Here is a 12,155-nt window from a genome sequence, read left to right on the forward strand (position 1 = left end):
CAGCACCCTGCCGGACACCTTGCGGTTACCTGGCGTTCATCCGCCCCTGTGAGCGTGACGGCGAACCCCCCATCCTGACCCGAGGGAATGCCATGTCATCTGCTCGCAGCCGAGGCCTCCTGGGCCTCGGCGTCATCGCGGCGCTCGTCGCCGCCCCGCTTTCCGCCCTGCCCGCGGCCGCCGCCGGCGGGGCGAAGGTCGTCGTCAACGAGGTCGAGACCTCCTCCGACTGGGTCGAGCTGACCAATGTCGGCGACGTCGCGGCCGACCTCAGCGACTTTGTCCTCAAGGACGACAACAACTCCCGCAACCTCCGCATCCCGGCCGGCACCGTGCTGGAGCCGGGCGCCTTCCTCGCCATCGACGTCGATGTGCCGGGAGGCTTCGGGCTGGGGCGCGCGGACGAGATCCGCCTGTTCGAGCCGGACGGCTCGACGCTCGTCGACGGTCACCGCTGGACGGAGCACCCGTCGCCGACATACGGGCGCTGCCCCGACGGGACGGGCGAGTTCGTCACGACCGTCGCGGCGACTAAGGGCGCCCCCAACGCGTGCACGGTCGATCCTGCCGACGTCGTCGTCGTCAACGAGGTCGTCTCGACCGGCGGTCAGCCGGGCGATTGGGTGGAGCTGAAGAACACCGGCACCGTGGACGTGGACGTCTCGGGACTCGTGCTGCAGGACAACAATCCGAGGAACCGCTACACGATCCCGGCAGGGACGACCATCGCCGCGGGCGGGTACCTCGTGCTCGAGGAGGCGGCGTTCGGCTTCGGACTCGGAGGAGCGGACTCGGCGATCCTCTATGCGGCCGACGGCACGACCGTGATCGACCGCCACGACTGGACGGCACACGCGCCGACCAGCTGGGGGCGCTGCGCCGACGGCGTGGGCGAGTTCCGCCAGACGGTGCAGACCACCAAGGGCGCCGTCAACGACTGCCCGGCCAGCGAGGCCGGAGCCGTGGTCGTGAACGAGGTCGAGTCCAACGGCGACGCGACCGATTGGGTCGAGCTGTACAACACCGGCGACACCGCCGTGGACGTGTCCGGTTTCCTCTTCCGCGACAACGATGTGACGCGCGCGCCGTACGCGTTGCCCGCCGGTTCGATCATCCAGCCCGGCGGCTTCTACGTGATCGACCAGGCCGTGGGCATCCAGCCCGGCTTCGACTTCGGCCTCGGCGCGAACGACGAGGTGCACCTGTTCGAGCCGGACGGCGCGACGCTCGTCGCCTCGTACGCCTGGACGACGCATGCCCCCGTCACCTACGGTCGCTGCCCCGACGGCTCCGGCGACATGGTCGCCACCTCGGTGTCGACCAAGGGCGCGCCGAACGACTGCGCGCTCCCGGTGCGGATCAATGAGGTCGAGAGCCAGAACGGACAGCCCGGAGACTGGATCGAGCTGGTGAACGTGGGCGCGACCGTCGCGGACCTCGGCGGACTGACCGTCACCGACAACAACCCCGCCAACCGCTACACGATCCCGGCCGGCACGACGCTCGCCCCCGGCGCCTACCTCGTGCTGGACGAGGTCGTGGCCGGCGCGGGCCACTTCGACTTCGGTCTCGGCGGGAACGACGCCGTGCGCCTGCTCGACGGCGACGTGGTCATCGACGAGTTCGCGTGGACCTCTCACGCCGCGACGACCTACGGTCGCTGCCCCGACGGCACGGGCGCGTTCGAGACGACGCTCGAGCCCACGAAGGGCGCCGCCAACCGCTGCGAGGGCGTGCTGCTGCCGCAGCCGTGGCCCGGCGGCACCGGCGTCGAGCCGCTCGACGCCCCCGGGACGTTCAGCGCCGACCTGAGCGGGCTGGACTTCGAGGGCTTCGACGCCACGGGCGGCGTGCTGTGGGCCGTCGAGAACGGCAACGGCCTGCTCTTCCGCATCGTCCCTGACGGCCAGGGCGGATGGGCTCCCGATACCGCCGAGGACTGGGCCGCCGGTGCTGTCCTGCGCTACACCGACGGCACCGGCACGCCGGACGCCGAGGGCGTCACGGTGACCGACGCGGGTGCCGCCGAGGGCGTCTACGTCGCGACCGAGCGCAACAACGCCGCGAGCAGCGTCAGCCGCCCGGCCGTGCTGCGGTACGACGTGACGCGCGGCGGCGGCGAGCTCACCGCCACCGCCGAGTGGAACCTCGCCGCCGACTTCCCCGGGCTCGGCGCGAACCAGGGCCTCGAGGGCATCACGTGGATCTCCGACGAGTTCCTCGTGGAGCGCGGCTTCGTCGATCACTCCGGCGACGCGTATGACCCGAACGCCTACCCCGGCCACGGCGACGGCCTGTTCTTCGTCGGAGTCGAGGGCACGGCCGCGGTCTACGCATACGCGCTGATGGCGGACGGCTCGTTCGAGCGCGTCGTCACGATCGAGACCGGCTTCTCGGTGGTGGCCGACGTGCAGTTCGACCACGAGCGGTCGGCCCTCTGGATCGTGTGCGACAACGCGTGCGACGGCCGCACCGCCATCTATGAGATCGCCATGGATGGGGAGGACGCCGGCCGATTCGTGGCCACGGCGATCTACGAGCGCCCGTCCGGAACGCCGAACTACGCGAACGAGGGCTTCGCGATCGCGCCGCAGGCGCAGTGCGTGGACGGCCTGAAGTCGACGTTCTACGCCGACGACAGCGACACCGGCGGTCACTCGTTGCGACGCGGCACGATCGAGTGCACGCCGCTCGAGGAGCCCGGCGAGCCGGGTGGCGAGAATCCGGGTGGCGAGAATCCGGGTGGGGAGAACCCGGGTGGGGAGAACCCGGGTGGGGAGAACCCGGGTGGCGAGAATCCGGGTGGGGAGAACCCCGGTGGCGAGAACCCGGGCCAGCAGCCGGGGGAGCAGCCGGGTCCGGGTCAGCAGCCCGGCGGTGAGCTGCCCGGCACGGGCGGTCCGGCCGAGCCTCGACCCGCCGACGAGGGGGATCTCACGGACGCCACGCGCGGCTCGATCCTGGTCGACGAGACGGTCGTTGCCGGCTCCGCGGTGACGATCCGGCTCGGTGCGGAGCTCGCGGGCCAGGACGTGCACGTGTGGCTGCACTCCACGCCCGTGCTGCTCGCCTCCGTCACGGTCGGCGCCGACGGGGTGGTGAGCGTGCGGATCCCGGCCGATACCCCGCTGGGTGCCCACCGGATCGTGGTGACCTCCGCCACCGACGGATCGGTGCTCGCATGGGCCGACGTCCGGGTGGTGGCGCCCGGACCGGCCGCGCTCGCGGCCACGGGCGGCGCTCCCGCCGGCATCGTATGGGTCGGCGGCGTACTGGGGCTGCTGGGGCTGGCGGCCTTCGCGGCGACGCGCGCGCGACAGCGCGGCCGTCAGGTCGGTCGCCAGGGCGCGATCGGCTGATCCGCCGCTCACTCCGCGGGCGCGCGACGGACGGGGAAGCCCTCCGTTGCGCGCCCCGCGGGCGTCGGGATGCCGGCGCCCTGCCATGTGCGGGTCAGTTATCGACGCCCACGGCCGCTACTCGACGAGCTTGCCGGTCGTGGACACCTCGCGCATGAGCGCCGCGATCTCGGCGGGCACGGGCGGGATCTCCTCGCGCGTGACCGTGCCGTCGGCCGACCAGACGAGGTTCACCTGCAGCGTCGGGTCGAGCTCCGGGTAGTCGCTGCGATTGTGAGCGCCGCGGGTCTCGCGGCGCTCGAGGGCGCTCTGGAGCGTGGCGCGGGCCGCGAGCGCCGAGGCCTTCAGGTCGAACGCGTGCGCGAGGTCCTGGAACCCGGCGATGTCGGGGTGGACGCCGACGTCGTCGATGCGGGACTCGATCGACGCGATCTCCTCGAGCCCGCGCAGCAGGCCCGCCTCGTCCCGGACGACGCCCGCGTGCTCGGTCATGGTGTCGCGGATCGCGCGCTGCAGGACGCGCACGTTCTCCGCGCCGTCCGCCGCGAGCAGCTCGTCGACCTCTGCCCGCGCCTCCGCCACGGCCTGCGCCGAACGGCGGTGCGCGTCGAGACCGGCCGCGTACTCGGCCGCGGCCTGCGCCGTGATGCGCCCGTATACGAGCAGTTCGATGAGCGAGTTCCCTCCCAGGCGATTGGCACCGTGGAGCCCGCTCGACGCCTCGCCGATGGCGTACAGGCCGGCCACGTCCGTGGAGTGGTCCTCGGGGCGCACCGAGACGCCTCCCATCGAGTAGTGGGCGGTGGGCGCGATCTCGATCGGCTCCTGTGTGATGTCGCGCATCTGCAGCTCGAGCATCGTCTGATACACGCGCGGCAGCCGTCGCATGATCGTCTCGCGGGGCAGGTGCGAGACGTCCAGCCAGACGCCGCCGTTGGGGGTGCCGCGGCCCTCCCTGATCTCCGTGAACGCCGCCAGGGCCACGCGGTCGCGCGTGGACAGCTCCATGCGCTCGGGGTCGTACCGCTCCATGAACCGCTCCCCGAGGCCGTTGCGGAGGATCCCGCCCTCGCCCCGCGCGGCCTCCGAGATCAGCGTGCCGGCGGCGCTCTCCGGCTCGATGATGCCCGAGGGATGGAACTGCACGAGCTCCGCGTCGCGCAGCCGCGCGCCTGCGAGCACCGCGAGACGGAACGCGTCGCCGGTGTTCTCGTCGCGGCGTGACGACGTGCGTCGCCAGATGCGGTTGTGCCCGCCCGCGGCGAGGATGACGGCGTCGGCGTGGATGACGTACCGGGTGCCGTCCTCGATGTCGAACCCATACGCGCCGAACACGGCGCCGTCGCGGGTGAGCAGACGCGTCACGTAGAGCGAGTCGATGACGGGGATGCTCAGGGCGGCGGCCCGCGCGACGAGCGTGCGCTGGATCTCCAGGCCCGTGTAGTCGCCGCTGAACGCGGTGCGCCGATAGGTGTGCGCGCCGAAGAACCGCTGCGAGATGCGGCCGTCCTCCTCGCGCGCGAACGGCATGCCGTACCGCTCGAGGTCCTCGATCCCGCGGGCGGCGTTCCTGGTGACGGTCTCGACCGTGCGCGGATCGGCGAGGAGGTAGCTCTCGGTGATGGTGTCCGCGGCGTGCTGCTGCCAGGAGTCGTCCGCGTCCATCGTCGCCAGCGCGGCGTTGATTCCGCCTGCCGCGAGGCTCGTGTGTGCGTCGGAGCGCGGTCGCTTGCTCGTGACGAGCACGTCGACGCCCGCCTCCGCGAGCTCGATCGCGGCGCGCAGTCCCGACCCGCCGGCCCCGATCACCAGGATCGTGGTGGCCAGGCGCCGCTCCGTCGGCTTCGTGGTGCCGGTCATGTCTCCCCTTCTCGTCGGCCTCTCGCAGGCCCGTCCCGCCATCGTGCGCGATCGCGAATTGATCGTCAACCTTGATCGGATCAAGTAGGTTGATCAGATCAAGTAGACTGGCGCGCATGGACGAGGGGCTCACGGCGGCGCAGGCCGCGGCCCGTCTCGGCGTGAAGGTCGAGACGCTGTACGCGTACGTCAGCCGCGGGCTGCTCCCGCGGACGCTCGACGACGCGGGTCGCAGCCGCTTCGCGGCTCTCGACGTCGAGGCGCTGGCGCGCAGGTCGACGCGGCGGGCCTCCGTCGCTCCCGAGGGACGGCCCCTGCCGATGATCGACACGGAGATCACGCTCGTGGACGACGCGTCGATCGCGTACCGGGGCGAGGACGTCGTGGCCCTCTCGCGGCAGCGGACGTTCGACGCCGTCGCCTGGTGGCTGTGGACGGGATCGTGGGACACCCCGCCGCTGCCCACGTGGCAGGCGCCGCTGCCCGAGTTCCCGCCCGCCGCCCGCCTGATCGACCGTCAGCGCGTGGCGCTCGCCCTCGTCGCGGCGGCCGATCCGCTGCGCGGCGACCTCTCCCGGCATGCCGTCGCGCGCGCGGGGCAGCGCGCGGTGGCGGCGCTCGCGGACGCCCTGCCGCGCACGCGTCCCGGCCCGTCTGACGTGGCGGCCAGCACCGCCGAGCGCCTGTGGCACGCGCTGAGCGCAACGGAGGCGACGCCGGAGCGGGTCGCGACGATGGATGCCCTGCTGGTCCTGTTGGCCGACAGCGATCTGGCCGTCTCGACCGTCGCGGCGCGAGTGGCGGCGTCGGCCCGGGCGGCTCCGTACGCGGCCGTCTCCGCCGCGCTCGGCGCGTTGGACGGGCCGCTTCACGGTGCTGCGAGCACGCGCACGCACCAGCTCGTCCGCCGACGGCTCGAGGGCGAGGCCGTCGAGCGGATCGTCGACGAGACGCTGCGCGTGGACGCGACCATCCCCGGCTTCGGACACGCCGCCTTCCGCGGCGAGGACCCGCGCGCGACGCGGCTGCTGGAGCTGCTCGACCGTGATCCGGAGACGAGCCCGGCCGCCGCGGCCGTGCGCGAGCTGGAGGCGATCGTGACGGATCGCACGGGCCGGCATCCGAACGTCGACCTCGCGATCGGCGCCATGACCGCCGGGTACGGCATGACGCCGGACGCGGGCGAGGCCGTGTTCGCCGTCGCGCGGGCGGCGGGCTGGATCGCGCACGCGATCGAGGAGTACTCCGCGCCACCCCTCCGCTGGCGTCCCGCTGCGCGCTACGTCGGCGCCCGCCCCGCCTGATCCCGGCACGGCGGCCGTCGTCGCGCCGGGGATGCCGGATGGGAGAATGGGGGGATGGTCACTCTGCTCGGGCCCGCCGAGATCCGCTCCCTCGCCGCGGCGCTCGACGTCACCCCCACCAAGAAGCTGGGGCAGAACTTCGTCGTGGACGCCAATACGGTGCGCCGCATCGTGAGCGTCGCGGGCGTCACGGAGGGCGACCGCGTGGTGGAGATCGGTCCCGGCCTCGGGTCGCTCACGCTCGCGATCCTGGAGAGGGGCGCGCGGGTGACGGCGGTCGAGATCGACCACCGCCTCGCCCAGCGCCTGCCGGCGACGGCCGCGGAGCACGGCGTGCCGGAGGGCGCGCTCACCGTCGTCGACGCGGACGCCCTGCGCGTGACGGAGCTACCGGGCGACCCTTCCGTGCTGGTGGCGAACCTGCCGTACAACGTGTCGGTGCCCGTGTTGCTGCACTTCATGCAGACGTTCCCCGGTCTGCGGCGCGGCGTCGTCATGGTGCAGGCGGAGGTGGGAGAGCGCCTCGCCGCGGCCCCCGGCGGGAAGGTCTACGGGGCTCCGAGCGCCAAGGCCGCGTGGTACGGCGCCTGGCGACTCGCGGGCAGCGTTTCGCGTCACGTGTTCTGGCCCGTGCCGAACGTCGACAGCGTCCTGGTCGCGTTCGAGCGGGACGCCCAACCGCGCGGCACGGAGCAGGAGCGGGCGCTGACCTTCCGGATCGTGGACGCCGCGTTCCAGCAGCGGCGCAAGATGCTGCGGCAGGCGCTCGCCGGCGTGCTCGGCGGATCGGCGGGGTCCGCGTCCGAGGTGCTCGAGGCCGCCCGGGTCGCGCCGACGGCGCGCGGCGAGGAGCTCGGCATCGAGGACTTCCTGCGCGTGGCGCGCCTCGTCCTGTCCCGTGGCGGCGCGTGACGCGGATGCTCGCCGGGCGAGCCGGCGGTGGGTAGCCTGAAGGCGTGATCGACGCCGCGTCCCGCCTTCCCCGTCCCGTCGCGCGCTCGGGAAGATGACGGGCGCCCGGGGATCCGCGTCGGTGCGCGTTCGCGCCCCGGGAAAGATCAACCTGTACCTGGAGGTCGGGGCGCTGCAGCCCGACGGCTATCACGAGCTCGCGACGGCCTTTCAGGCCGTGTCGCTGTTCGAGGACGTCGTCGCCCGGCACGCCCCGGACTTCACGATGGACGTGTCGGGAACGGTCGACCTGTCGGGCGTGCCGTCGGACGATCGCAACCTGGCACTGCGCGCCGCGCGCCTGCTGGCGCGGGAGACGGGGTACACGGGCGGCGTGCATCTGGACGTGCACAAGCAGGTGCCCGTCGCCGGCGGCATGGGCGGCGGGTCCGCCGACGCTGCGGCTGCCCTCGTCGCCTGCGACGCGCTGTGGGAGACGCGCCTGTCGGGCGCCGAGCTGCACCGGCTCGCGGCGCAGCTCGGCGCCGACGTCCCCTTCGCGCTCAAGGGCGGCACGGCGATCGGCACGGGGCGCGGTGACGTCCTGAGTCCGGCCCTCGCGCGCGGCCGCTTCGACTGGGTGCTCGTCACGAGCGACGAGGGCGTGTCGACGCCGAAGGTGTACGGGGAGCTCGACGCGCACCGCGACCGGCATCGCCTCGACATCGGGCCCGTGCCCGCGCGCCCCTCCGTGGCGACCGAGGTGCTCCACGCCCTGCGCGCGGGTGACGCGGACATGCTGGCGGCAGCCGTGCGGAACGACCTCCAGGTCGCGACCCTGCGCCTCCGGCCCGACCTGGCGGAGGTGCTCGAGCTCGGCGAGTCGTCGGGCGCGCTGGTCGGCATGGTCTCCGGCTCCGGGCCGACGCTGGCCTTCCTGTGCCTCTCGCCGGAGCACGCGCTCGAGCTGCGGGCGACGCTCGCGGCCGCCGGTCACCGGGCGCGCAGCGTCCACGGGCCGGTCCCGGGCGCACGCGTCGTCGCGTGAGCCGCGGCACCCCCTCCCGTTTCGCGGCGCGGGGGGTTACCCTCGCAGCATGCGCGCACTCTGGCGAGACCACGTGGTCGCAGACTCCCCGGACGACCGGGTCGTCGTGATCGAGGGGAACCGGTACTTCCCGCCGGACACGCTCGACCGCTCGCTGTTCCTGGCCAGCCCCACGCCGTACATCTGCCCCTGGAAGGGGGAGTGCCAGTACTGGACGCTCCGCAGCGGGGACGACGAGGCGGTGGATGCGGCGTGGAGCTACCCGACGCCGCTGCCGAGCGCGATCGAGCGCGTGGGCGCCGACTTCTCGGGTTACGTCGCCTTCGGCGAGGCCGTCACGGTGCTGCCGTCCTGAGCCACGCCGCGCTCGCGGCCGCGGGTGTCCGCGCCTCGCAGTAGAGTCCGGGGAGGCGCTCGCGCGTCCGCGCGCCCGAGCGACGAACGGAGGCGCCCATGATCGAGTTCCGAGCCGTCCGCAAGACGTACCGCGACGGCGCCGGCGAGAGCGTGGCGGTCGACGATGTCAGCCTGATCGTGCCCTCCCACCGGACGGTCGTGCTGGTCGGGTCGTCCGGCTCGGGCAAGACCACGCTGCTGCGCATGGTGAACCGGATGGTGGAGCCGACGTCGGGTGCGGTCCTCATCGACGGGGAGGACGTGCGCCAGCGGGACCCCGTGAAGCTGCGCCGCGGGATCGGATACGTCATGCAGCAGGCGGGCCTCCTGCCGCACGTGCGCGTCATCGACAACATCGCCACCGTCCCGGTGCTCCGAGGCACGCCGCGCCGCGACGCGCGCGAGCGGGCCCGCGAGCTGATGGAGACGGTCGGCCTCGACCCGCGGCTCGCGTCCCGCTATCCGGCCCAGCTGTCGGGCGGGCAGCAGCAGCGCGTGGGCGTCGCGCGGGCCCTCGCGGCCGACCCGAACATCCTGCTCATGGACGAGCCGTTCGGCGCGGTGGACCCCATCGTGCGGCGGGAGCTGCAGCAGGAACTGCTGCGCCTGCAGGAGCGCCTGGGCAAGACCATCGTGTTCGTGACCCACGACATCGACGAGGCTCTCCTGCTCGGCGACGAGATCGCGATCCTCTTGCCGCGCGGGCGGATCGTGCAGCACGGCCGACCGGAGGAGATCCTCACGGCCCCCGCCGACCCGTTCGTGGCGGAGTTCGTCGGGCTCGCGCACGGCCGGCGCGAGCTGCGCCTGCGCAGCACCCCCGCGGGCACCGTGATCGTCGACGCGGCGGGCCGGGTGCAGGGCGTGCTGCGCGAGCCGGCGGAGGACTCCGGATGAGCTGGGTGCTCGACAACGTCGGCCTGATCGCGGCGCTGACCGTCGAGCACGTGCGGCACAGCGTCGTCCCGATCGCGTGGGCGCTGGCGCTGTCGCTCCCGCTCGGCTGGGCCGCTCATCGCTGGCGCGTCGCGTGCGGTCCGCTCGTGGCCGTCACGGGCGTGCTGTACACGCTGCCGTCGCTCGCGCTCCTGCCGCTGCTGCCGACGGTGTTCGGGATCAGCGCCCTGAGCGAGCTGAACCTGATGCTCGCGCTCGCCGTGTACGCGGTGGCGATCCTCGTGCGCGCGGTCGCGGACGGATTCGGGTCCGTGGACCCGGAGGTGCGGCGCGCGGCCGTGGCTGTCGGCTACGGGCCGCTGCGCCGGTTCTGGGGCGTCGAGCTGCCCCTCGCCGGTCCCGTCATCCTTGCGGGCCTGCGGGTCGTGGCCGTGAGCACCGTGGCGCTCGCGACCGTGGGCATCCTGATCGGCGTCACGAACCTCGGGTACCTGTTCACGAACGGCTTCCAGCGCCGGATCGTGGAGGAGATCCTCGCGGGCGTCGTCGCGGTGGCGCTCGTGGCGCTCGTGCTCGATCTGGTGCTCGTGCTCGCGGGCCGGATCCTGATGCCGTGGGCTCGGGGCGTGCCGGCCGGAGGCCGGGCGGGGAAGGGCGGCGTGCGGTGACCGTGTTCCTGGACGCGTTCGGCTGGCTGCTCGCGCCCGAGCGTCTCACCGGGTCGAACCCGCTGCCAGGCGCGATCGGGGTGCACCTGGCCTACACGTTCGCGGCCGTGGCGATCGCGGCGGCTGCGGCGATCCCGGCCGGGTGGGCGATCGGGCACACGGGCCGCGGTCGCGAGATCGCGGTGGGGCTGTCCGGCACTGCGCGTGCCGTACCGGCGTTCGGACTCATCCTGCTGCTCGTCCTGCTGCTGGGGGTCACGCGGAAGCCGGAGGCGGCGCTCATCGCGTTCGTGCTGCTCGCGATCCCGCCCGTCCTCGCGGGCGCCTACGCCGGAGTGGAGGCGATCGACCGCAGCGTCGTGGACGCGGGGCGCGCGCAGGGGATGACCGAGTGGCAGATCCTCTGGCGCATCGAGGTCCCGCTGGGCCTGCCGCTGCTCGTGGCCGGACTGCGCTCGGCCGTGCTGCAGGTTGTGGCGACCGTGACGCTCGCGGCCTACGTGGGCCTCGGCGGGCTGGGCTTCGACATCATCCAGGGCATCCCGTTGCGCCGGTTCGAGCAGGTGCTGGGCGGCGCGATCCTCGTCGCGCTTCTCGCGCTGGCGCTCGACGGCGCGTTCGCCCTGCTCCAGCGGGCCGCGGTGCCGGCCCACCTCCGTGGGGCTGACCGCCGGAAGGCGTTCCGCCCCGGTGTCGGCGAGGCGGCGTAGGCTCGTCACCGGTCGGGCGCGTCACGACGTCCGAGAGCACGCAGCGGCGGGAGGGCGGGCGTCATGAGGCTCGAGCGGCAACGGTGGATGAGACGGGGCGTCGCCGCGGCGGCGCTGGCGAGCGTCGCGGTAGCGCTCGCGGCCTGCGGCTCGAACGATCCGCTCGCGGCTCCCGGCGACGAGCGGGCACCGGACGACACGATCGTCGTGGGATCGCAGGCGTACCCGTCGAACGAGATCATCGCGGAGATCTACGCGCAGGCGCTCGAAGGCGCCGGCTTCGCCGTGGATCGTCGGCCCAGCATCGGCCAGCGCGACGCGTATCTGCCCTCGCTGGAGAGCGGCGAGCTCGATCTCTTCCCCGAGTACACCGGCAACCTGCTCCAGTACTACGACCCCGACACGACCGCGCGCACGGCGGACGACGTCTACGCGGCGCTCGCCGCGGCGCTGCCCGATGGGCTGACGGTGCTGGAGCAGTCGTCGGCCACCGACCAGGACTCGTACACCGTGACGGAGGCCTTCGCGGCGGAACACGGCCTGGAGACGATCGCCGACCTCGCGGACGTCGACGGGCCGCTCACGCTCGGCGGGCCGCCCGAGCTCGAGGAGCGCCCCTACGGTCCGCGCGGCGCGCGCGAGGTGTACGGCGTCGAGCTGGACTTCTCGGCCACGGGCGACACCACGGTCGAGGAGCTGCTCGCCGGGACGATCGACGTCGCGAACGTGTTCACGGCAGACCCCCGGATCGAGACCGAGTCGCTCGTGCCGCTCGCGGATCCGGAGGGGCTCTTCCTCGCGTCGCACGTCGTGCCGATCGCGCGAAGCGACGTGGCGGAGGAGATCCGCTCCGTCATCGATCCGGTGAGCGCCGCGCTGACCCCCGAGGGGCTCGTCGCGCTCAATGTGCAGAACACGGTCGAGCGCCGCTCTGCGCGCGACATCGCGGCGGACTGGCTCGCGGAGCACGGCCTGTCCTGACCGTCTCCGCCCCGTGTCGTGGGCGCCCGCGCGACGGCCCT

The 12,155-nt window shown here is 73.4% G+C and carries 10 protein-coding genes; 9 read left to right on the forward strand and 1 reads right to left on the reverse strand.

Features of this window, described 5'->3' with window-relative positions; genetic code table 11:
• The first annotated feature begins 92 nt into the window (after window positions 1–92).
• Window positions 93–3,359, forward strand: coding sequence for a lamin tail domain-containing protein (locus IEX37_RS04185; protein ID WP_188754984.1), 3,267 nt, complete (start codon window positions 93–95; stop codon window positions 3,357–3,359).
• 117 nt (window positions 3,360–3,476) lie between these two features.
• Here the strand turns inward: IEX37_RS04185 and IEX37_RS04190 are convergent, their stop codons facing one another.
• Entirely contained in the window at window positions 3,477–5,219 is a 1,743-nt protein-coding gene (locus IEX37_RS04190) for an L-aspartate oxidase (protein WP_188754985.1), read from the reverse strand.
• Window positions 5,220–5,335: 116 nt separating this feature from the next.
• Between IEX37_RS04190 and IEX37_RS04195 the strand changes: the two genes are divergently transcribed.
• From IEX37_RS04195 to IEX37_RS04230, 8 genes are all read left to right on the forward strand, one after another.
• Window positions 5,336–6,523 (forward strand): citrate synthase, encoded by a 1,188-nt coding sequence (locus tag IEX37_RS04195; protein WP_188754986.1) that lies wholly within the window; start codon window positions 5,336–5,338, stop codon window positions 6,521–6,523.
• Window positions 6,524–6,577: 54 nt separating this feature from the next.
• The gene (gene rsmA / locus IEX37_RS04200) at window positions 6,578–7,435 is read left to right on the forward strand and encodes a 16S rRNA (adenine(1518)-N(6)/adenine(1519)-N(6))-dimethyltransferase RsmA (RefSeq protein WP_188754987.1); all 858 of its coding nucleotides are present in this window, start codon (window positions 6,578–6,580) and stop codon (window positions 7,433–7,435) included.
• Window positions 7,436–7,529: 94 nt separating this feature from the next.
• Window positions 7,530–8,462 (forward strand): 4-(cytidine 5'-diphospho)-2-C-methyl-D-erythritol kinase, encoded by a 933-nt coding sequence (locus IEX37_RS04205; protein WP_188754988.1) that lies wholly within the window; start codon window positions 7,530–7,532, stop codon window positions 8,460–8,462.
• Window positions 8,463–8,511: 49 nt separating this feature from the next.
• Window positions 8,512–8,817, forward strand: coding sequence for a DUF427 domain-containing protein (locus tag IEX37_RS04210; RefSeq protein WP_188754989.1), 306 nt, complete (start codon window positions 8,512–8,514; stop codon window positions 8,815–8,817).
• Window positions 8,818–8,915: 98 nt separating this feature from the next.
• Window positions 8,916–9,755, forward strand: coding sequence for an ABC transporter ATP-binding protein (locus IEX37_RS04215; protein WP_188754990.1), 840 nt, complete (start codon window positions 8,916–8,918; stop codon window positions 9,753–9,755).
• Window positions 9,752–10,423 (forward strand): ABC transporter permease, encoded by a 672-nt coding sequence (locus IEX37_RS04220; RefSeq protein ID WP_188754991.1) that lies wholly within the window; start codon window positions 9,752–9,754, stop codon window positions 10,421–10,423. The genes IEX37_RS04215 and IEX37_RS04220 overlap by 4 nt, the downstream gene beginning before the upstream one ends.
• Window positions 10,420–11,133 (forward strand): ABC transporter permease, encoded by a 714-nt coding sequence (locus IEX37_RS04225; protein ID WP_188754992.1) that lies wholly within the window; start codon window positions 10,420–10,422, stop codon window positions 11,131–11,133. The genes IEX37_RS04220 and IEX37_RS04225 overlap by 4 nt, the downstream gene beginning before the upstream one ends.
• Window positions 11,134–11,196: 63 nt before the next feature.
• Window positions 11,197–12,114 (forward strand): ABC transporter substrate-binding protein, encoded by a 918-nt coding sequence (locus IEX37_RS04230; protein ID WP_229663054.1) that lies wholly within the window; start codon window positions 11,197–11,199, stop codon window positions 12,112–12,114.
• Window positions 12,115–12,155 lie beyond the last annotated feature (41 nt).

Source organism: Microbacterium album (genome assembly GCF_014643695.1).
GTDB classification, from domain to species: Bacteria; Actinomycetota; Actinomycetes; order Actinomycetales; family Microbacteriaceae; genus Microbacterium; species Microbacterium album.

Bases quoted from the DNA above. Each gene is read 5' to 3' on its own strand.
- IEX37_RS04190 (WP_188754985.1), bottom strand. From the start codon at position 5,219: ATGACCGGCACCACGAAGCCGACGGAGCGGCGCCTGGCCACCACGATC.
- IEX37_RS04220 (WP_188754991.1), top strand. From the start codon at position 9,752: ATGAGCTGGGTGCTCGACAACGTCGGCCTGATCGCGGCGCTGACCGTC.
- IEX37_RS04185 (WP_188754984.1), top strand. From the start codon at position 93: ATGTCATCTGCTCGCAGCCGAGGCCTCCTGGGCCTCGGCGTCATCGCG.
- IEX37_RS04195 (WP_188754986.1), top strand. From the start codon at position 5,336: ATGGACGAGGGGCTCACGGCGGCGCAGGCCGCGGCCCGTCTCGGCGTG.
- IEX37_RS04210 (WP_188754989.1), top strand. From the start codon at position 8,512: ATGCGCGCACTCTGGCGAGACCACGTGGTCGCAGACTCCCCGGACGAC.
- IEX37_RS04215 (WP_188754990.1), top strand. From the start codon at position 8,916: ATGATCGAGTTCCGAGCCGTCCGCAAGACGTACCGCGACGGCGCCGGC.
- IEX37_RS04205 (WP_188754988.1), top strand. From the start codon at position 7,530: ATGACGGGCGCCCGGGGATCCGCGTCGGTGCGCGTTCGCGCCCCGGGA.
- IEX37_RS04230 (WP_229663054.1), top strand. From the start codon at position 11,197: ATGAGGCTCGAGCGGCAACGGTGGATGAGACGGGGCGTCGCCGCGGCG.
- rsmA (WP_188754987.1), top strand. From the start codon at position 6,578: ATGGTCACTCTGCTCGGGCCCGCCGAGATCCGCTCCCTCGCCGCGGCG.